Here is a 19,909-nt window from a genome sequence, read left to right on the forward strand (position 1 = left end):
GACGGAGGCCCGCATGCCACTGGACCCGCCGCTCGGGAAGCCGGCCTCCGCGCCGCTCTACACCCTTTCGATCGAACAGGCGCGGGCCGCCGACCTCGCCGCGATCCGGGCGGCGGCGGGCGCGGGCGAGCCGGTGCGCCACGTCACCGATCGGCACCTGCCCGGACCGGGCGGCGACCTGCCGATCCGGATCTACCGCCCGGTGGACGCGGCCGGACCCCTGCCCACCCTGGTCTACTTCTTCGGCGGCGGTTGGGCGCTGGGCAGCATCGAGACCTCCGACGAGATCTGCCGCGCCCTGGCCAACGCGGTGCCCTGCCAGGTGATCACCGTCGGCTACCGGCTGGCGCCCGAGCACAAGTTCCCCGCCGCCGTGGACGACTGCCGCACGGCCGTCGCCTGGATCGCCGCGCACGCGGCAGAGCTCGGCGTCGACCCCGACCGCCTCGCCGTGGCGGGCGACAGCGCAGGCGGCAACCTCGCGGCCGTAGTGACCCTCGACCGCGGCGGCCCCGCACTGGCCGCCCAGGTGCTGGTCTACCCCAACACCGACCACCGCGGCGACACCGAGTCCATGCGCGAGAACGACGACCCCGCCGCGTTCAACCGCCGATCCGTCGCCTGGTACTGGGGGCACTACCTGGCGAGCCCGGACGACGGCCGGGACCCGCGGGCCTCACCCCTGCTCGCCGAGGACCTGACCGGCCTGCCGCCGGCGCTCGTCATCACCGCCGAGCACGACCCGCTGCGCGACGAGGGCGAGCGGTACGCCGAACGACTGCGCGCGGCCGGTGTGCCCGTGATCGCGACGCGGTATGCGGGGGTGGCGCACGGCTTCTTCGCCATGTCGGGCGTGGTGGATGCGGCTCGTGAGGCGCGGGCCGAGGTCGCGGCGTTCCTGCGCACCTACCTCGGTCGGTGAAACCCATGCCACCGACACCACGTTCGAAAGGGATCTGAACCCGTGCGCATCCTCTTCTCCAGCCTCGGTCTGTACGGGCACACCTTCCCCCTGCTGCCGCTCGCCGTCGCCGCCCGGGAGCTCGGCCACGACGTCGACTACTTCACCGGCAGCCTCTTCGCGGACGTCCTGGCCACGCACGGCATCGGGCACATCCGGGGCGGCATGTCGCCGCGCAAGGCGTTCGAGTCCGCGATGGCGGGCGTGGAGTTCTCGACAGCGGGTGACGTCGACGCCGAGCGGGTCGCGTTCACGTTCGCCTCGGTGCTGCCGCGCAGCTTCGCCACCGGGCTCGCGCCGGTCCTCGCCGAGCGCAAGCCGGACCTGGTCGTGCACGAGTTCGGCAACCCCGGCGCGGGCCTGGCCGCGAAGGTCGCGGGCGTGCCCGCGCTGTGCCACTCGTACGGTCGGATGTGGCAGGAACCCGACTTCGCCGAACCCGCCCGCGACTACCTCACCGCCCTCGGCGCGGAGCTGGGCGTCGAGGTGCCCCGGACCGATCCCATGACGCTGGGCCACCCGTACCTCGACATCTGCCCGCCTTCGGTGCAGAACCAGGCTTTCCTGGCTTCGTCGGCGCACCGGATCCCGTTGCGGCCGGTGGCGTTCGCCACACCGGGCGAGTTGCCGTCGTGGGTCGTGGAACACCGAGAACCCCTGGTGTACCTGACTTTGGGCACGGCGTTCAGCGAGGCGTCACTGTTGCGCACCGCCATCGACGGCCTGGCGGTGGTGGGCGCGCGGGTGCTCGTGTCCGCCGGACGGAGGGCCGACCCGGCGGCGCTGAGCGACCTGCCGGACAACGTCGTGGTGCTGCCGTGGGTGCCCCAAGCCGACCTGCTGCCCCACGCGGACCTCGTGGTCCACCACGGGGGCGCGGGCACCACGTTGGGCACGTTCGGCGCGGGCGTGCCACAGCTCGTCCTGCCGCAGGCGGCCGACCAGTTCAACAACGCCGATGTGGTGACCGAGGCCGGCCTGGGCGACCACCTGCTACCCGGAGACATGACCGCCGAGGCGATCGCGACCAAGGCACGCCGACTGCTCACCGACGACGCCGTGCACCACGCGGCCCGCGCGATGGCCACCGAGGTGGCCGCCATGCCGTCACCGCACGACGTGGCCCGCACCCTGCCCGACCACACCTGACCGGCGGCGGTGCGCACGCCTGCTGCGACAACCAGTGCAGGCGATCCTCATCCGGCTGTCTCAGGATCGCGCTCACGTCCGGAGGAGACGGATCATGCGCACATCGAAGACATCGACCAATCCCGCGCGGAAGAAGCTCATGGCAGTGGCCGGCGGCCCCTGATCGGAGCTGTGTCGTGGCACCGGCCCGGCGCCACGACCGCGAATCGTCAGCACGATCGTGGTGCCGAACGTCCGGTTGACCTCACCGCGTGCGCTGCCCGAGCGAGAGGTGGCGCCGGTCCTGCGGTTGGCTCGGAGCGTTGACAGACTGGCGTGATGCGGATCAAGTACCAGGTCGTGACGTTCGATGCCGCCGATCTCGCCGCCGAGAGCCGGTTCTGGGCGGGGGTGCTCGGTGGTGAGGTGGACGAGGATGGTGACTGGCACATGGTGGTGGTCGACGGGGCGCCCCGTGTCGGGGTGCAGCTCGCGCCCGACCACGTGCCTCCGCAGTGGCCGGACGGCCCGACCAAGCAGCAGGTGCACCTCGACCTGTGGGTCGAGGACTTCGCCGAAGCGCACGAACAGGTGTCGTCTGCTGGAGGACATCCCGGTTGCTGCGGCGTCCGCGGGTTTCGCGCGGTCGGCCGTGGGCGCTGACATGGTGGTGTTACTGCGCGAGAAGGACATGACTGTTGTCTGTGGGCACCAAGGGATCGAAGTCGTTGGAGGTCTGATGCCTGCCCTGTCGTCACGGGGTTCGGCGCTGACCGGCGATGCACTACGGTGAGCGGCCATGTCCGTGGGTGAACAGGACGCGGTGGGTTCCGCGATCTCGGGTGCCGTGCCTCCACGGTCCCGGGAGGCGGAGGGGCGGCTGTTGTTGCGTCGTCTGGTCGCTCCGTTGGTGCGGGCGGGCTGGTCGCAAGTTGCGGTCGAGGAGTGGTACGACGACGAGGATCCGGACCGGGGAGGTGCCGAGGTCGCGGAGGTCACGGTCGAGGTGGAGCGGTCGGGCTTCCACCTGCTTGTGTCGTGGAATCCGGTGACGGGTCAACTGGTGGTCGCGGACCCGACCGAGGGTTGGGATTGGGACGACGGGCTCTTGCCGCCGCTGTTCCCGCTTGACGAGGAGATCACCGTAGACCTGGCAGGCGGGAGTTCGCAGGCCGTTCGTGCCGAGACCGCACGTCGGGTGTTCGCGGCCGCAGGACTGCTGGACGCCACGAGGATCCGGCTGTCCGAACCGGCTACCTCCCTGCACGCCGATCCGGTCATGTCCTTCCGGGCCGACTACGTGCATGACGTGGCCATACGTCACCGTGGGCGCGACGACCTCGCTGGGGTGTTCGCGTCGCTGGGCGAGGAGTTCTCCTGGCGGATCGCCTCGGGGATGCGCGCCTGTCCGCTGATCGTCCCCGCGGCGGTGCCGTCGGCGGCGGCGCGGGGCATCGCGGAGTGGTGCTGGCGCCGGGAGAGCGAGGTCGAGCAGTGGCACCACAAGGTCGGTGATCTGACCATGGCGCGTGCCAACATCGCCACCACCCGGGCGGTCCTGCCCCACGTGCACCTCGAAGGTGTCGACTGGCCCGCCGTGCAGGCTCGGACGTTAGCCGCCCGACGACGTTGCTGTGAGTGTTTTGCCGTATTCGTCCCGTCATCAGGTGGTCGCACCCCGTGCCCAGCGGTCTTTTCGGGTCAGCACCAGGTTTCGGACCAGCAGGGCGTCGTGGACGGGGATCATCCAGTCGCCGGAGGTGGTTCGCACCAGCACCGCCGGGCCGGGCGGCGCGTGGAGCGCGGTGCCGTCCGGCAGGTGTAGCCAGGTCAGGGGGGTGGGTCGCGGTGGCAGCGTGGTCGGGGCGACGTCACGCAGGTCGGCGAAGTGGACGATGTGCTCGGCGCGCGGGCCGGCGCCCCTGCCCCGGTGCAGGCGGGCGGACCACGTGAGCCGGTCCGCCTCGACGTCGAGCCGCGCTGAGGCGAGGTCGGGGGTGGTGAGCGCGAACCGGACGGCGAGCGCGAGCGTGAAACCGGTGGCGCCCAGTTCCGGTACCAGGGGCGTGGTGAGGGACCGGTTCGCCCGGTGGGCGAGCACGCAGGACGCGACCGCGCAGGCGAGCGCCGCGGCGAACAGCGAGCCGGCGAGTGCCTGAGCGATGTCGCCGGAGGTTGAGGAGAGTGCGAGTCCGAGGCCGGGATTGACGCCCAGCAGCGTCTGGCCGCCTGCGACCAGGAATGCCGAGGGGAGCCACGACGGTGGCTGTGTCAGTCCACGCCGGCGCAACCGCCACGCGCCGCCTGCGGCGACCGAGGTTGCCGCGATCGCCGGCAGCGCCGTCCACCACGACCCAGCGAGCAGGGCGAACGCTGCGCAGACGGCCGCGACGGTCGACGGCAGCACCACCGCCGACCACCACAACAGCGTTCTCGTCCGCATCCACCTCGGCTGCAGCGTCGACACGGCGCCGAAGTCGGTCACACCGGGAATCGTGCTGGGGAGCGCCATCAGGCCGCCGTCCACAGGGACGGGATGCGCGAGGAAGTCCGCTGGGGTCCGAAACGGCGGCGCTTCGCCGGGTGACGCATGAGGCCCTCCGCCCATGTCGAACAGCCCACCGCGGTTGCGAGTGGGTGTGCCGACCAGACTTCCCGGCGCTCAGAGGGGAGAGATGCCCTACCCGGTGGTCGCCTCGCAAGCGAATGGTGAAACCGTGCCGGTTCGACGGGTGCGGACCGCTGTCCTGCGGTGACGGACGGGTGGTCGTCCAGATCGCCGCGGCTCATAGGTCCCCGCCGGTGTGGGCGAAGCGCTCGTCGAGCACCCGTTCGAGGATCGGCGACATCGTGCTCGTGTAGGTGGCGCTGACGTGGCTGTCGTCGAGGTAGACGTAGACGTTCCCGATCACCGGTGGGCAGTGGTCGCCGGGGCAGAAGTAGTCGCTGAAGTCGAGGAAGTCCACGTTGGACGGCAGGTCGGGGATGCGCGCGTACGGCGGTTCCGCGCTGAGCACGTCGGCCCGGGGAGTGCTGCAGCGAGGTGCCTCGGCGCCGTGGGTATTCGCGCATTCCGAGGGTTTGAAGAGGTGGCGTGGGTTGTCGCGCACGGCCGCGACGGCGATCCCGACCTCCTCCAGTTTCCGCCACTGGGCGACGAACCCCGGCGGTGTCTCCTCAGTGAGCCCGGAGCGGACGTCGCGGGTGCCGTTGGCCAGCACGAGGTCGGGCCGCAGGGACACGATCTTGTCGACCGCGTCGGCGTTCCACTTGAGGCACTTCGCGTCACCGGGCATCGCGTTGGACTCGGTGGAGAACGGGCAGGCGCCCTTGTTCATGGCGATGACCTCCCAGTTGCGACGCTTGGCGACCTGGTCGAGCGCGGCGAGGTACTGCTGCATGTGGGAGTCGCCGACGACGACGATCCGCTTGTCGGGCACACCCGTGACCGGGCTGTGGCAGTACGTCAGCTCCTTGTTGTAGGACGCCGTGGTGCAGGTGCCGCCTTCGATGCCCGCGAAGTCCTTCGGCAGGGCGACCAGAGGCGGCGCGACGGAGGGGTGCTCCGCACCCCAGTACTCGAAGCCCGGTTCGAGCGCCATGGCACCGGGGTGGTCGGGATCGTCGACGACCGCGGCGTGCAGGGCCGCCTTGCGCTGCGCGACCAGCTGCCAGCCACCGGCCGCCACGAGCACCGGGACCAGCGCGAGTGCGGCGAAGCGGTAGGCGCCCCACCCGGTGGGCACGCGCAGCGGGGAACGGAGCACCGGCTTCTCCACGAGGTGGTGGGTCACCACGGACAAGGCCAGCGACAAGCCGATGACGGCCGCACCGCCGAGCAGGCCCGGTTCGGTCCGGTCGCGGACGACGAGGTAGAAGACCAGCACCGGCCAGTGCCACAGGTAGAGGGTGTAGCTGAGGTCGCCGAGGTAGCGGGCGGGCCGGGTGGCGAGCAGCCGGTCGACGCCGAACGCGCTCCCGCTGCCGCCCGCGGCGATGACCGCGGCGGCGCACAGCGTCGGCCACAGCGCGGCGTAGCCGGGAAAGACGCTGCCGACGCGGAGCACGAGACCGCAGGCGACGAGCCCCGCCAGGCCGACCCAGCCCAACGCCAGCCGCACGAGTGCGGTGAGGCTGAACGCGTTGAGGCCCAGGGCGAGCAACCCGCCGAGCGCGAACTCCCACGCCCTGGTGAGCGAGTGGAAGTAGGCCGGCGGCTGGTCGGTGGAGGTGAGCACCACCGACCAGGCGAGCGAGGCGGCGAACACGACCGACAGGCAGACCGCCACCGCACGGTGCGCTACGTGCCCACCGCGGCGGGCCACCACGACGACCAGCGCGATCAGGAGTGGCCAGACCAGGTAGAACTGGCCTTGGATGGACAGCGACCAGTAGTGCTGGACGACGCTGGCCTCGTTGTGCTGCCCGAAGTAGTCCGCCGAGTCCGCGACCAGCTGCCAGTTCTCCAGGTACAGCGCGGCGGCGGCGACCTCGCGGATGGTCTGGAACCACTGGTTCTCCGGCAGCAGCACGAAGCCCGTGACCAGGACGGCTGTGAGGACGGTCAGCGCCGCGGGGAACAGCCTCGTGATCATCCGTCCCCACAGCGTCCGGAACGCGATTCCGCCGCCCGCCGCCGCGCGCAGCAGCTGTCCGGTCACCAGGAAGCCGGAGATCAGGAAGAACACGTCCACGCCACCCGACACGCGGCCGAGCCAGACGTGGTACACGACGACCAGGACCGCCGCGACGCCGCGCAGACCCTGCAGTTCGGGACGAAAACGGCCGGCCGCGGGTGCAGACGCGTGGTTGCGGGCGCTGGCCGCGGTGGGGACGGGCACGGAGCAACTCCAGGAGACGGTCGGTCACGGACGCCGACCAGACTTCCCGGCACACCAGCCGCCCACGTGGAACGCGGTCCGGCGGTCCGAACGCTACCGAGTGGGCGTGCTGCGGCCAAACCGGCAGCGCGCAGGCGGTGACCGGCCGCCTACCGCCTGGGCGGGGCCGGATCTCGGGCCGCGGGCCGGACGGTACGAGCCACGGTGGCCGGATGAGGAGCGTGGCGGCGTGCGTCGGGCGGTACGATCGTGCTCGGTGTGCCGGGAAGCCTGGTCGGCGTGGGTTCGTCGCCGTCCTGGACCGGGAGCCGCTCATGATCGGGCACATCGTCATCGTCGGCTACGACGCGCAGGGACGTGACGCCCTCCGCACCGTGCCCGACGACGATCGCCGACGCGGCGTGGTCGTGATCGACCTCGACGTCGACCGCGCGAGCTCGGCAGCCGTGGCCGGCGCGGAGGCGATCGCCGGCGACGGCACCGACACCGGTGTGCTCCGGAGTGCCGGGTGCGCATTCCGTGCTGATCTGCGTGGCGTCCGACGGCGACGCGTTGCAGATCACCTGGATGGCACGCCTGCTCGACCCGGTGGCCTCGATCGTGGTCACGGTGCAGGACCACCTGTGGGCGAGTGCGGCGATGGACCTGGGTGCCGACCGCGTCGTGTGCCGCGATCCGGTCGCGTCGAGGCTGGTCGGTCTCCGGGTGCCCGTCGTCGGCGGGCGATGTCGTCGCCTGCTCGCCTCGGTGGTGGGCCTCGTCGTCACCGAGCGTTCCGTGCTGCCCGCGGAGGTGGGCCGTGCGCCGGCGGCTTGTGGGCCGTCGGTGGTCGCCGTGGTGCGTGACGGCGCGCGTCACTGGTGCGAACACCCCGCGGTGGCCGAGTTGCGGGAGTGCGACCGGCTGCTGGTGCTCGGCGCCGTCCCGTCCGGGACCGGAGAGGTCGACCTGTGAGGAAGGAGTCGGTCATGGCGGACAGGGCGGCGGGAACGGCGGTCGGGCCCATGGTGATCGCGGCGGTGGAGCAGCACCGCTCACCGGGGCAACGTCTCCTTCACGACCCGTTGGCGGTCTCGGTGCTGCCGCCGTTGTCGAGGTGGGTGGTAGGACTGGCCCGACGACCGAGGGTCCGTGCGGCGCTGATCAGGGCGTCGGAGCGGGCCGCGCCCGGTGTCTGGGGTGGTGTCGCGTGCCGCAAGCGCTACATCGACGACGAGTTCGTCCGGGCGTTGGAGGACGGGATCGGGTCCGTGGTGGTCCTGGGTGCGGGTCTGGACACCCGTGCCACCGGTTGGGTGTTCCCGCGGGTGCGGCCGTGTTCGAGGTGGACCTGCCGGTCAACGTCGAGCACAAGCGCAGGCGCTTGCCCGCCGCAGACGGGGTGACCCTGGTGCCGATCGACTTCGACACCGAGGACCTCCGCGCGGTCCTGGCCGCACACGGCTACCACACCGGCGACCGGTGCCTGGTCGTGTGGGAAGGGGTGACCCAGTACCTCACCGAGGACGGGGTGCGCAGGACCTTCGACTTCCTCGCGGACCAGGCGCCCGGCAGCCGATTGGTGTTCACCTACGTCGTGAAGGACTTCCTGGACGGCGACGAGATGTACGGCTCCGAGGCGCTGCACCGGCGGTTCGTGGCCGGGCGGCCGCTCTGGCGGTTCGGGCTGCGCCCGCACGAGGTGGGTGCGTTCCTGACCGAGCGCGGCTGGCGCGAGGTGGAGCAGATGGGTCCGGGGGACTTCGACGCGCGTTACGTGCGCGGTACCGGACGGGCCGTGCCGATCTCACCGTTGGAGCGCACCGTGCTGGCCGAGAAGCGCTGAGCGGGACCGCGCCGTGGTGTCCGGACGACCTGGCCCGACCGACCACTCCGCAGACGACGTGGGCGGTGCCGCACCAGCTCCGGGAGTCGATCGCACGGCACGCACAAGAAGGGGGCCTCCATGCCCGCGAACGGAACGACAGCGTTGGCGGAGGTCGCCGGCCGAGCCGGCCGCGACGCGCACGGCGTGCCGGTCGACCTCCTCGACGGGTACCTGGAGGGCTTGGACGAGGTCAGCACGACGCGGCGCCGGTTGGGACCCGACCAACTCCGGATCCGGCGCGAAGCCGGTGCCCGGGCGGCCGAGCAGGGCGTGCCCCTGCACGAGGTGATCGACCTGCACCTGAGCGCCACCTGGCTGGCGTGGCCGTTGTTGTCCGGGGTGCGGGAGGTGATCGACGCCGATGCCGTCCGCGCCGCAGGCGAGGCGGTGTTCAAGGCTGCCGACGCGGCGGTCATGGCCGTGTCGGCGGGTTATGAGAAGGCTCAGCGGTGGTCGGTGCGCCAGGAGGAGTCGTTCCGCCGGGAGTTCGTCGACGACCTGCTCGACGGGCGCAACCTGGGTCAGCTGGCCGAGCGGGCGGAGCGGTTCGGGCTGCGGTTGGCGGGCAGCAACGTCGTGGCGGCCGTGCGCGCCGCGCAGCCGGTGGTCGACGGCGGCGAGGTCGTCAGGGCGGTGGAGATCTCGCTGCACGTGCGGCTGGACTCCCGCGACGCTCTCATCACCACCAAGAACGACCTGCTCGTCTGCGTCGCTCCCCAGGCGATGAGCGGAGTCCTCGACGAGTTCGTGCGCCAGGTGGCCGCAGCCCTGGGGGCCGACCAGTCGTGGTCGGTCGGTGTCGGTCGTGTCCACTCGGGACCGGGTGGTGTGGTGCGCTCCTTCGAGCAGGCCAAGTACGCGCTGGACATCGCCGAGCGCTTGGCGCTGGCCGGACGCGTGCACCGGGCCGAGGACCTGCTGGTCTACCAGGTGTTGCTGCGCGACAGCGCCGCGCTGGCCGACCTGGTGTCCGTTGTGCTGGAACCCCTGCACGCAGTGCGCGGCGGCGCCGAACCCCTGCTGGACACGCTGTCCGCCTACTTCGCCCACGGGCAGGTCGCCACCGCGTGCGCCCGCGAGCTGCACGTGGGCGTCCGGACGGTGACCTACCGCCTCCAGCGCGTCAAGGAGCTGACGGGCTACTCGGTGGAGGACCCGTCACAGGCACTGTCGCTGCACATCGCGGTTCTCGGCGCCAAGCTGCTGGGACTACCGACCGACCAGGCCTCGTAGGACCGTTCGTTGCCGATGTCCGGCAATGAACGGTGTGGTCTGGCCGCCGGGTTCCCACGTTGTCCCGGCCCCTGGGTCGGGGAACAATTGCAGCAGGTCAAGGGCTTGAGGGCGAGGGTATTGGCGGCCGGGGACGGAGCACTCCATGGACGCTTGGCTGGTCTGGTTGTTGCTCGGGTTGTTGCTGGGAACGGTCGAGGCCTTCACCTTCACCGCGGCGCTGGGCATCCTGGGCGGGGCAGCGTTGCTCACCGCCGGGGCCGCCGGTGTCGGGTTGCCGCTGCCGGCGCAGTTCGTGGTGTTCGCCGTCGTCTCGGCCCTGGGTCTGCTGCTGGTCCGCCCACTCGCCCGCGACCACCTGCGCAGGCCGCGGTCCGCGCGGTTCGGGGTGGATGCGCTGGTGGGGGAGTCCGGTTACGTGCTCCGCGAGGTGACGCGGCACGACGGCCGGGTGCGGATCGCGGGGGAGGAGTGGACGGCGCGGCCGTTCGACGACGCCTTGGTGATCCCCGAGGGCGTCACCGTGCAGGTTCTGCGGATCAGCGGCAGCACCGCATTCGTCTACCCGGGGAGTGAGTAGTGGAAGCTTCAGCGATCGTCGGCGTGGCCATCGTGCTGCTGGTGGTGCTCGTGATGTTGAGCGCGGTGCGGATCGTGCCCCAGGCACGGGCCCGCAACGTGGAGCGGCTGGGCCGGTTCCAGCGCACCCTGCAACCGGGGCTCAACATGGTGATCCCGTTCATCGACCGGGTGCACCCGGCGATCGACCTGCGCGAGCAGGTGGTGTCGTTCCAGCCGCAGCCGGTCATCACCGAGGACAACCTGGTGGTGGAGATCGACACGGTGCTGTACTTCCAGGTCACCGACCCGCGCGCGGCGTTCTACGAGATCGCCAGCTACCTGCAGGCGGTGGAGCAGTTGACCGTCACCACGCTGCGCAACGTGGTCGGGTCGATGGACCTGGAGCGCACGCTCACCTCCCGCGACACGATCAACAGCCAGCTGCGCGGCGTGCTCGACGACGCCACCGGCAAGTGGGGACTGCGGGTCAACCGCGTGGAGATCAAGGCCATCGACCCGCCGCGCACCATCAAGGACGCGATGGAGAAGCAGATGCGCGCCGAGCGGGACAAGCGCGCCGCGATCCTGACCGCCGAGGGGCAGAGGCAGTCGCAGATCCTGACCGCCGAGGGCGACAAGCAGGCGGCCGTGCTGCGTGCCGAGGGTGAACGGGCGGCGGAGATCCTCAAGGCCGAGGGGCAGTCGCGGGCGATCGACCAGGTGTTCCAGGCCGTGCACCGCAACGACCCCGACCCGAAGCTGCTGGCCTACCAGTACCTGCAGATGCTGCCGCAGCTGGCGCAGGGGCCGGGCAACACGTTCTGGGTGATCCCCAGCGAGGTGACCTCGGCGTTGCAGGGCGTCTCCCGGGCCTTCACCGAGGCGCTGCCGAAGATCCAGGCCACCGCGCCCGCCGCCACCGTCGACGACGCGGCGGCCCGCGCGGCCGACGATGCGAACAGGGCTGCCGAAGCCGCGGCCGAAGCGGTCGCCGACGCCGAGACCGCGGGCCGGGTGACCACGCCCGCTTGACCGATCCCCCGCCAGGGGCGGTCCTCTCGGGGACCGATCACCGCACCGGAGTGCTGCCGACCAAGGCGTGCTCCGGTGCGCTCGTCCTGTGTTGAATCGTCACGCGGTGCCCTCGGACCGAGGAGGGGGATTTGATCGACGCCACGATCCGGATCGTGCGGCGGTTGCGCTGGACCACGGTGCTCGTGCGCGGCCTGGACGACCTGACGTGGCCCGCCCAGTACGCCGTGTCGGAGGCGGTAGCGACCCTGGCGGTTCGGCGCCTGCGCCGTCGCGGTCGCGTGATGTTGCTGTGCGGCCTGCTGCTGTTCGCCGGATTCGTCACGGGCGCCGTCCTCTTGGAGGACAGGGCGCACGAGCTGCTCTCGACGGGTCGGACCGCGCCGGGTGTCGTGGTCGGCACGGAACCGGGCTTCCGCGGCGCGGCCGGTTCGATCGAGGTGAGGTACACCGTCGAGGGCGAGGAGCGGACCCGCTGGATGAACCTCGACGACACCAGCCCGGTGCTGGACGTGGACGACCGGATCACGGTGTTCTACGACCCGCTGGACCCGGAGCGCATCGCCGCGCCGGGGGTGGCCAACGATCCTGTCTGGGCTGCCTACGCGACCATCGTCGCTTTCGTGGTGTCGGTGGTGCTGCTGCCGCCGGGGGCGATCGGGTCGATCAGGTGGGGTCGCCGCCTTCGGGCCGTGCGTCGTCACGGTTGGCGGCGAGGGCTGGTCGAGGCTGCTGGCAAGCGGCTCAACCACATCCGCTTCCTCGACGACCCCTCAGGCCGCGCCATGGCCGCCGTGACCACCTACCCGGTCAACCACTCGATCCCGCCGGAGTTCCGCACCGGTGAGGTCCTCGTCGGTGGCCGCGGCCGGCGCTTGACGCTGGTGTTCACCCTCGGTCCCGTTCTCGCCGCCGCACGGGCGGTCCGGGCAGGGGCACGGGATTCGGGCTGAGAGGACCGGGGAGTTCCCCATGACCGACCTTCGTCGGCTCGCCGTCGTGATCACGGGAGCGGGTTCTGGTATCGGGTTGCGCGCGGCGCGGCAGTTGGCCGAGCGCGGCCACCGGGTGTTCGCCGTGTGCCGTGATCGGCGGCGAGGTGAGGACGCGTTGGCCCGGATCAACGCGACCGCGCGGGAACCGGCGCGGTTGGTGCTCGCCGACATGGCCGAGTCGGACGGCCTGGACGCCGTCGCGGCCTCGGTGGCGCAGCACGTCGACCACCTCGACGTGGTGATCCACAACGCGGCGAACTTCGACCAGTCGCTGCGCCGACCTCGGTACACGTCGGCCGGGCACGAGCTGATCTGGGCGACCAACCACGTGGGGCCCTTCCGGCTGACGGCCGCGCTCAGCGGGCTGCTGCGGGCGGCGCCCACCCGAAAGTGGTCACCGTGGCCAGCAAGGGACTGGTCACCATGCCCCGCATCGGGATCCGCTTCGACCACTTGGACGGCGTCGGCTGGTACAGCCCGACCAGGGCCTACTACCACTCGAAGCTGGCCCAGATCATGTTCAGCTTCGAGCTGGCGTCGAGGACCGCCGGCCACGTGGACGTCACGTGCGTCCGGGTGCCCGCGGTGCGGCTGGACGCCGACCGGCTGGCCGCCATGCCGCGGCTGTTGCGCGTGCTGTACGCGCCGAAGAACCGGCTGGCCGCCTCTCCGGAGGACCTGGCCGCCACCTGTGTGCGGATCACCGAGGGCGGCGGTGAACAGAGGGACGGGACCGTTCACGGCGTCTACGTCGATGAGCGCAGGCGGCCCGTGAACGCGCCCGCGTTCGCCTGCGACCGGGCGGCCCGTGAACGACTCTGGTCGGTCACGCAGGCTCTCGCCGGGAACCTGTCGTGGGCGTGGTGGGACGACAACCGGTGACCGGCGTCCGGGCTGACGGCGTGAGCTAGCGCCCCAGTGCCGCGAACGCCTGGTCGATCAGCGAGCGGAGGTCGTCGGCGCCGTCGCCCTCGACCCACGCGGTCAGGGCGGTGGCGAGGGCCGCCGTGGCTGCTGCGGCGATCACGCGCAGCCGCAGGTCGACCGGTCGTCGTTCGCGGTCGGCGAGCGCGGCGGCGAGCAGGTCGCCGGTGGCGGCGGTGTTGCGCCACTGCCGCGCTTGCAGAGCGGGGGTGGTCACGATCAGCCGCGTTCGGGCGTAGACGGCGTCGCGGTCGGTGTCGAGGACCGCGTCCAAGCCGGTGCGCAGCGCCTCCAGCGGGCTCTCCTCGCCGGGGCGGGCGCGGACCAGGTCGGCGATGAACGGGTCGTAGTCGTCGTCCTCGACCACGGCTTCCTTGGTGGGGAAGTAGCGGAAGAAGGTCATGTGCGACACGCCCGCCGCGGCGGCGACCTCCTCGACGGTCGTGGCGTCATAGCCCTGGTCGAGGAACAGCCGCAGCGCGTGTTCCTGGATCGCGCGGCGGGTGCGCGCCTTGCGCTGCTCGCGCGACCCTCCTCGCCCTGCCTGGTTGGTCACCGGTCAAGCATGACCGCCAGCGCCCGGCGCAGTGCGTCCGGCTCCGGCTTGCCCCGCCAGGCCAGGTGGCCGCCCGGGCGCACCAGCAGCGCCTCGCCGTCGCGGTGTACGTGCCGGACGTCGCCGAGCGCGTCGGGGGCGACCGCGGCGCAGCCGTCGTCCCGTGGTGTGGCGAGGGTCGAGCCGAACCGGTCGGTCGACGCGAACTCCGGCACCCGGTCACCGATCCTGGGCCGTCGACCGAACGGCGAGCGGGCGTAGTTGGTGCGCAGCTGAGAGGCCCGTTCCCAGATCAGCTTCTCCGCCGCTGGGAGGCTCATCAGGGGAACAGCACGCGGTCGCGCACCAGCCTGCTCGCGGTGGATTCACCCAGCACGAGCCCGGTGAGGCCGCTGGTGGCACCCAGTCCCAGGACGAGTTCGAGCGCGATGGTGCCCAGGTGCGGCTCGTCCCGGGTGGCGGTGGCCAGGAAGATCAGCACGAACGGCAGGGCAAGACCGTCGTTGAGGCCGGACTCGACGTTGAGCAGGCGGCGCAGCCGCAGCGGCACGTCCGCGCGCCCGACGATCGCCGAGGCGAACACCGGGTCGGTGGGGGACAGGATCGCGCCGACCAGCAGCGCGGTCGTCCAGTCCAGCCCGGCCAGGAAGTGCGCGGGCACCGCGATCCCGATCATGGTCAGCGGCATCGCCAGGCCCAGCGCCCGTCCCGACAGCCGCCACCCCTCGCGCAGCGCGGCAGACCGGCGCGCTGGCCGTCGGTGAACAGCACGGTGAACAGCGCAAGGTCCGCCAGCCCGGTGACGAACACGCCGTCGGACGGGATGTCGATCAGGCCGAAACCACCCTGACCGATCAGGGCTCCCGCCACCAGGAACAGCAGGGCTGTGGACAGCACGGTGCGCGCGGCCAGGCTGGAGAGCGACACGCTGATCAGCAGTACGAGCCCGAAAGCGAGCACCAGCGCCATGAGGGGTCCCGTCGTCGACGAAACACCCCATCGCGTCGCGACGGGGCGTGCCGACCAGACTTCCCGGCGCTCCAAGCGCAAAGATGCCGCAAACCTGTGCGGAGGCGCGAATCGATCCGTTCGGGTAACGGAGCCGATGTCCGGATCGATAAGGTGCGCAGTGCTGTCGCCTGTCCGGTGGCGGCATGGTGTGCCGGGAAGTCTGGTCGGCGATTCGGAGAACCGTCGTCCTTCCCGGAGTCGCCATGAGACGCTTGTCGCTGATCCACGCCGTGCTTGCGGTGCACGCAGGCTGCGCCGCGGCCAACCTGGTCCTGGCTCTCGTCTGGTCGAGTTGGGTGCTCGGCATCGTCGGCGCCGCCTGGGCTTTGGTGGCCGCACTGCTGTTCGCCATCCGCGAGGATGGTGGACCGGCTTCGGAAGTGGTCGAGGCGACGGTGACGCCTTGTGGCGAACCCGTCGTCCTGCCCGCCTCCTGACCCGGGGCGCCCGGCGGCAGGGCGCTGTCGACCTCCGACCTCCGCCCGCCTCGACGACGGCTCGGGGCGGGCGGGTATGGTTCGGGCCTGGTACCCCGTGGTGCCACAGGTGTGCCGGGAAGTCTGGTCGGCGTCCCCGCCCCGACGCACCCGGAGTTGATCTTGAAGCCGTCACCCGCCCCGCCGAGTGCGTCTCCTTCGCCCTCCGGTGCCCCGAGCCTCGATCGGTCCCGCGGCTACCGTCCGGAGTTGCAAGGACTGCGGGCGCTCGCGGTCGTGCTGGTGGTCGTCTACCACGTGTGGCTGGGTCGGGTCTCCGGCGGCGTGGACGTCTTCTTCCTCATCTCGGGCTTCCTGGTGACCGGGCAGTTGGTGAGGGCGGCCGGACGCGGCCCGATCGAGTTGGTCCCGCTGTGGGGTCGGATGGTCAAGCGCCTGTTCCCGGCGGCGTTGACCGTGCTGCTCGCCCTGGTCGCGGTGTGCGTGGTGGCGCTGCCGGAGAACCGGTGGTTCCAGACCATCCGCGAGGTCGTCGCCGCCGCGCTGTACCTGGAGAACTGGCAACTGGCGGCTGACGCGGCGGACTACTTCAACCAGCACGACGAGGCCAGCGTCGTCCAGCACTTCTGGTCGCTGTCGATCCAGGGCCAGTTCTACCTGGTCTGGCCGCTGTTGGTGGTGGCCGTGGTCTGGGTGGGCCGCCGCGCCGCCGCGGACGTGCGCCGCTCGGTCGGCGTCCTGCTGGTCGCCGTCTTCGGTGGCTCGCTGGTGTTCTCGGTGGTCCTCACCGCGGCGAACCAGCCGTTGGCGTACTTCCACTCGTTGACCAGGGCGTGGGAGTTCGCGCTCGGCGGCCTGCTGGCCCTGGTCGTCGATTCGGTGGCGCTGCGTGCGTGGGCGCGGGTCGTTCTCGGGTGGCTCGGAGTCCTCGGGCTGGTGGCCTGTGGGCTGGTGCTCACGGTCGGCAGCGTGTTTCCCGGTTGGGCCGCTTTGTGGCCGACGCTGTGCGGCGCCGCGGTCATCGCCGCCGGAGCCACGGGCAGCCGAGCGGGCGCCGACCGGTTGCTGTCGGCCCGCCCGGTCCGCTACGTCGGCGACCTGAGCTACGCGTTGTACCTGTGGCACTGGCCGGTGCTCGTGCTGTATCTGGTGGTGCGCGGGCGTGAGGAGGTTGGCTGGCTCGGGGGCGCGGTGGTGATCGGGCTGTCCGTCGTGCTGGCCGTGGCGACCCACCACCTGGTCGAAGCTCCGGTGCGCCGCTCCGCGGTCGGTGAGGTCCGTGCGTGGCGCGCCCATGCGCTGGGGGCGACGGCGATGGTGCCGGTGCTGGTGGCCGCGTTCGCCTGGCAGGCGGTCAGTGACCGCAAGGCCGCCTCCTACGAGTTGCTGGTCGACGACCTCGACCACCCCGGCGCGTTGGCCCGGATGCCCGACTTCGAGTACTGGGGCTCGGAGGACGCGACCGTGATCCCGCCACTGGTCTCGCTGCGCGACGACTTCGCCGCGATCGAAGGGAGCACGTGCGGCTTCTCGCCACGCAATCCGCGCGACCTCTACGTGTGCACCTCGCCCAGTTCCGCCGAACCGGCCAGACGGATCGCCGTCGTGGGCGACTCGCACATGCAGCAGTACCTCGCGGCGCTGTGGCCGGTGGCGAAGGAACGGGACTGGCAGATCATCTCCGTGCTCAAGGGCGCGTGCCCGTTCTCAGCCGACGCCGACGCGATGCCCGGGGACGCCAGGTGCATCCAGTGGAACGCCGACCTCGTCGACGAGCTCGCCGACCTGCGCCCGGACCTCGTCGTCGCCAACGGCACGCGCAACGTCCGGATCGGACTGACGGAGACCACACCGGAGGGTTTCGTCGCCCAGTGGCGCAAGCTGGCCGAGGTGGGGTTGTCCGTGCTGGCGGTCCGGGACAACCCGCGGTTCTCGGTCTCCCCGGCGGAGTGCGCCGCCGCCCACGGGTTCGACCCGGGTGCGTGTGCCGCACCACGGTTCGACCTGCTCGCGCCGGAGCCGCCGTGGGCGAGTCTTCCGGACGTGCCGCCCAACGTGTCGTTCGCGGACTTCAGCGACTACCTCTGCGAGGACGAAACCTGTCCACCGATCATCGGCAACGTCTTCGTCTACCTCGACGACAACCACCTGAGCTCGACGTACGCGACCACCATGGCGCCGTTCGTGGAAGCCGTCCTGCTCCCGCTGCTGGGACTGGAGGAGAACGGGTGGTGACGGGCGCGGGTCAGGTGAGGTCGGCGAACGCCTCCACCTGCCGGGTGCGGCCGGCGACGATGAGGATGTCGCCGCGTTCGACGACCGTGTCGGCGCTGGCGTAGGAGAAGTCCCGGCCGGAGCGCTTGACCGCCACGACGGTGACGCCGTGGCGGGTGCGCAGCCTGCTGTCGGCCAGGGGCACGCCGACGGCCTCGGTCGGCGCGGTGGTCTTGACCATGGGGTAGTCGTCGTCGAACTCGATGTAGTCTAGCATGCGGCCGGTCACCATGTGCGCGACGCGCTCGCCCATCTCGTGCTCGGGCAGCACGACGTGGTGGGCGCCCATGCGCCGGAGGATGTGGCCGTGGCGGCGGCTGTTGGTCTTGGTCCAGATGTGGGGGGCGTCGAAGTCGACCAGCAGGGCGGTGGTGAGGCTGCTCGCCTCCAACTCCGAGCCGATGGCCACGACCGCGCGCCGGTAGTCGTGGACGCCGAGCTGCCGCAGGGCGGTCTCGTCGGTGGAGTCGGCGACCGCGGCGTGGGTGAGGTCGTCGGCGTAGCGCTGCACGAGCGCGGGGTCGGAGTCGATGCCCAGCACCTGCGAGCCGTGCGCGGTCAACTCGTGGGCCGGGCAGGCGCCGAAGCGGCCCAGCCGATGACGGCGATGCGGTTGGGGCAGGCGGTGTCGTGGTCAGCCAACGATCGGTCGCTCCTCGGGTTGAGGTTGTCCCCGTGAACCGGACACCCTGATCCCAGACAGCGGTCTGGGGAAGGATGCTCCCCGTGTCAGGCAAGTCGAAGTATCCCGAGCAGTTCCGCAAAGACGCCGTCGAGTTGGCCCGCTCCTCGGACCGGCCGTTGCGGCAGGTCGCCCGCGAGCTGGGCGTCAACCACGAGACCCTGCGCAACTGGGTTCGCACCGCCGAACAGGCGCAGGCCGGACGGGTCGACGCGGCGCCCGCGGTGGACCAGGGGGAGCTGCGGGCGCTGCGCAAGCGCGTGGCGGAGCTCGAACTGGAGAAGGAGATCCTGCGCAAAGCCGCCGCGTATTTTGCCAAGGAGATGGGTCGTTGACCCGCAGCTACCGGTTCATCTCCGAACACCGCGCCGTCTTCGGCGTCACCCGGCTGTGCAGGGTCCTGGGCGTGCGGCGCCCCGGCTTCTACGAATGGCTCGCCGCCACCCCGAACCGGGCGGAGCGGGCCGCGGACGACGAGCGCCTGGCCGCCGGGATCGCCGAGGTCCACGCCCGCCACCGGGGCGCGTACGGGCGTCCGCGGATCGTCGCCACGCTGCGCCGCCGCGGACGCCGTGTGAACCACAAACGGGTCGGCCGGGTCATGCGCGAGCGCGGGGTCGTCGGCCTCACCCGCAGACGACGCAGATCCCTGACCAGGCCCGATGTCGTGGCGGCACCGGTGCCGGACCTGATCGGCCGCGACTTCACCGCCCCGGCGCCTGGTCGGCGGCTGGTCGGCGACATCACCTACCTGCCCACCCGGGAGGGCTGGCTCTACCTGGCCACGGTCATCGACCTGCACAACCGGGAGGTCATCGGACATGCCATGGCCGACCACATGCGCGCCGACCTCGTCCGCGACGCCCTCAACCTCGCCGTCCGACGCAGCCTGACCAGCGACGACGCGATCTTCCACGCCGACCGCGGGACTCAATACACCTCCGGACTGTTCCGCTCCGCGCTCGCAGGTCACGGCATCCGGCCGTCGGTGGGGCGGACCGGGTCCTGCTTCGACAACGCCGTCGCCGAGTCGTTCTTCGCCACCCTCAAGACCGAGATCGGCACCACCGTCTGGTACACCCGCGACGACGCCCGACGCGACGTCTTCGCCTACCTCGGCTACTACAACCACGACCGTCTACATTCGACACTCAACTACCGAACCCCGCACGAAACCCGTGTCGGCTATCGTCAAGGTCTCGCCCTCGTGGCATGAAATCCGGTGTCCGGTCCTCGGGGACAACCTCATTCTGCGTCGTTGTGCTCCATGAGCCACGCCACCCTCTCCGCAGCGATCAGTCAACCGACGAGCAGGAATTCCTGGTTGAGGACTGTTCTCGCCTGACCGCATGCCGGTTTCGATCAAGAGGGGCACAGGTGCTTTCGCCCGGAGGTAGCCGACGTTGC

Annotated in this window: 20 protein-coding genes and 3 pseudogenes; 17 read left to right on the top strand and 6 right to left on the bottom strand. The window is 71.2% G+C overall.

Annotation, left to right across the window (positions count from 1 at the left end; all coding sequences use genetic code 11):
• Window positions 1-13 precede the first annotated feature (13 nt).
• The 4 genes from lipP1 (at window position 14) to AB0I91_RS23285 (ending at window position 3,914) form a co-directional block, all read left to right on the top strand.
• Entirely contained in the window at window positions 14-922 is a 909-nt protein-coding gene (lipP1, locus tag AB0I91_RS23270; protein WP_499638716.1) for a LipP1 family hormone-sensitive lipase, read from the top strand.
• Window positions 923-964: 42 nt separating this feature from the next.
• Window positions 965-2,110, top strand: a complete 1,146-nt coding sequence (locus tag AB0I91_RS23275) for a glycosyltransferase (protein WP_499608980.1) — start codon at window positions 965-967, stop codon at window positions 2,108-2,110.
• A gap of 318 nt (window positions 2,111-2,428) precedes the next feature.
• On the top strand, window positions 2,429-2,752 hold the full coding sequence (locus AB0I91_RS23280; RefSeq protein WP_499638718.1) for a VOC family protein: 324 nt from the start codon (window positions 2,429-2,431) through the stop codon (window positions 2,750-2,752).
• 136 nt (window positions 2,753-2,888) lie between these two features.
• Window positions 2,889-3,914, top strand: a complete 1,026-nt coding sequence (locus AB0I91_RS23285) for a hypothetical protein (protein ID WP_499638720.1) — start codon at window positions 2,889-2,891, stop codon at window positions 3,912-3,914.
• Between the two features lie 961 nt (window positions 3,915-4,875).
• On the opposite strand, the gene AB0I91_RS23290 is transcribed toward AB0I91_RS23285, so the two are convergent.
• Window positions 4,876-6,930, bottom strand: coding sequence for an acyltransferase family protein (locus AB0I91_RS23290; protein ID WP_499638722.1), 2,055 nt, complete (start codon window positions 6,928-6,930; stop codon window positions 4,876-4,878).
• A 314-nt stretch (window positions 6,931-7,244) separates the two neighbouring features.
• Between AB0I91_RS23290 and AB0I91_RS23295 the strand changes: the two are divergent.
• The 9 genes and pseudogenes from AB0I91_RS23295 to AB0I91_RS23335 all read left to right on the top strand — a co-directional run.
• Window positions 7,245-7,430 (top strand): annotated as a pseudogene (locus AB0I91_RS23295) (NAD-binding protein); the annotation flags it as partial.
• 19 nt (window positions 7,431-7,449) lie between these two features.
• A complete protein-coding gene (locus tag AB0I91_RS23300; RefSeq protein ID WP_499638804.1) occupies window positions 7,450-7,884 on the top strand; it encodes a hypothetical protein in 435 nt (144 codons plus the stop codon).
• Window positions 7,885-7,934: 50 nt separating this feature from the next.
• Window positions 7,935-8,755: pseudogene (locus tag AB0I91_RS23305) on the top strand (class I SAM-dependent methyltransferase).
• A gap of 120 nt (window positions 8,756-8,875) precedes the next feature.
• On the top strand, window positions 8,876-10,030 hold the full coding sequence (locus AB0I91_RS23310) for a PucR family transcriptional regulator (protein WP_499638724.1): 1,155 nt from the start codon (window positions 8,876-8,878) through the stop codon (window positions 10,028-10,030).
• 145 nt (window positions 10,031-10,175) lie between these two features.
• Complete coding sequence (locus AB0I91_RS23315) at window positions 10,176-10,610, top strand: NfeD family protein (protein WP_499638726.1); 435 nt, start codon at window positions 10,176-10,178, stop codon at window positions 10,608-10,610.
• On the top strand, window positions 10,610-11,623 hold the full coding sequence (locus AB0I91_RS23320; RefSeq protein ID WP_499638728.1) for an SPFH domain-containing protein: 1,014 nt from the start codon (window positions 10,610-10,612) through the stop codon (window positions 11,621-11,623). Before AB0I91_RS23315 ends, AB0I91_RS23320 begins: the two co-directional genes overlap by 1 nt.
• A 131-nt stretch (window positions 11,624-11,754) precedes the next feature.
• On the top strand, window positions 11,755-12,576 hold the full coding sequence (locus AB0I91_RS23325; protein ID WP_499638730.1) for a DUF3592 domain-containing protein: 822 nt from the start codon (window positions 11,755-11,757) through the stop codon (window positions 12,574-12,576).
• Window positions 12,577-12,595: 19 nt separating this feature from the next.
• Window positions 12,596-12,976: pseudogene (locus AB0I91_RS23330) on the top strand (SDR family NAD(P)-dependent oxidoreductase); the annotation flags it as partial.
• Between the two features lie 41 nt (window positions 12,977-13,017).
• On the top strand, window positions 13,018-13,500 hold the full coding sequence (locus tag AB0I91_RS23335; protein ID WP_499638806.1) for a Rossmann-fold NAD(P)-binding domain-containing protein: 483 nt from the start codon (window positions 13,018-13,020) through the stop codon (window positions 13,498-13,500).
• Between the two features lie 25 nt (window positions 13,501-13,525).
• On the opposite strand, the gene AB0I91_RS23340 is transcribed toward AB0I91_RS23335, so the two are convergent.
• From AB0I91_RS23340 to AB0I91_RS23355, 4 genes are read right to left on the bottom strand one after another with little or no spacing between them, the layout of a single operon-like run.
• Window positions 13,526-14,098, bottom strand: a complete 573-nt coding sequence (locus tag AB0I91_RS23340) for a TetR family transcriptional regulator (RefSeq protein ID WP_499638732.1) — start codon at window positions 14,096-14,098, stop codon at window positions 13,526-13,528.
• Window positions 14,095-14,418 (bottom strand): aromatic-ring hydroxylase C-terminal domain-containing protein, encoded by a 324-nt coding sequence (locus tag AB0I91_RS23345; RefSeq protein ID WP_499638734.1) that lies wholly within the window; start codon window positions 14,416-14,418, stop codon window positions 14,095-14,097. Before AB0I91_RS23345 ends, AB0I91_RS23340 begins: the two co-directional genes overlap by 4 nt.
• On the bottom strand, window positions 14,418-14,774 hold the full coding sequence (locus AB0I91_RS23350; RefSeq protein ID WP_499638736.1) for a cation:proton antiporter domain-containing protein: 357 nt from the start codon (window positions 14,772-14,774) through the stop codon (window positions 14,418-14,420). Before AB0I91_RS23350 ends, AB0I91_RS23345 begins: the two co-directional genes overlap by 1 nt.
• A 2-nt stretch (window positions 14,775-14,776) precedes the next feature.
• Entirely contained in the window at window positions 14,777-15,067 is a 291-nt protein-coding gene (locus AB0I91_RS23355; protein ID WP_499638738.1) for a hypothetical protein, read from the bottom strand.
• 254 nt (window positions 15,068-15,321) lie between these two features.
• Here AB0I91_RS23355 and AB0I91_RS23360 point away from each other — a divergent pair, with 254 nt between their 5' ends.
• Entirely contained in the window at window positions 15,322-15,546 is a 225-nt protein-coding gene (locus tag AB0I91_RS23360; RefSeq protein ID WP_499638740.1) for a hypothetical protein, read from the top strand.
• A 249-nt stretch (window positions 15,547-15,795) separates the two neighbouring features.
• Window positions 15,796-17,781: an acyltransferase family protein gene (locus tag AB0I91_RS23365; protein ID WP_499638742.1), complete on the top strand. Its 1,986-nt coding sequence runs from the start codon at window positions 15,796-15,798 to the stop codon at window positions 17,779-17,781.
• Between the two features lie 10 nt (window positions 17,782-17,791).
• Here AB0I91_RS23365 and AB0I91_RS23370 read toward each other — a convergent pair whose 3' ends face one another.
• On the bottom strand, window positions 17,792-18,382 hold the full coding sequence (locus AB0I91_RS23370; RefSeq protein WP_499638744.1) for a potassium channel family protein: 591 nt from the start codon (window positions 18,380-18,382) through the stop codon (window positions 17,792-17,794).
• Window positions 18,383-18,546: 164 nt separating this feature from the next.
• On the opposite strand from AB0I91_RS23370, the gene AB0I91_RS23375 reads away from it, so the two are divergent.
• Both AB0I91_RS23375 and AB0I91_RS23380 read left to right on the top strand, forming a co-directional pair.
• On the top strand, window positions 18,547-18,837 hold the full coding sequence (locus AB0I91_RS23375) for a transposase (protein WP_499638746.1): 291 nt from the start codon (window positions 18,547-18,549) through the stop codon (window positions 18,835-18,837).
• Window positions 18,834-19,718, top strand: a complete 885-nt coding sequence (locus AB0I91_RS23380) for an IS3 family transposase (protein ID WP_499638748.1) — start codon at window positions 18,834-18,836, stop codon at window positions 19,716-19,718. Before AB0I91_RS23375 ends, AB0I91_RS23380 begins: the two co-directional genes overlap by 4 nt.
• Window positions 19,719-19,909 lie beyond the last annotated feature (191 nt).

Source organism: Actinosynnema sp. NPDC049800 (genome assembly GCF_040656635.1).
Classification (GTDB): Bacteria; Actinomycetota; Actinomycetes; order Mycobacteriales; family Pseudonocardiaceae; genus Actinosynnema.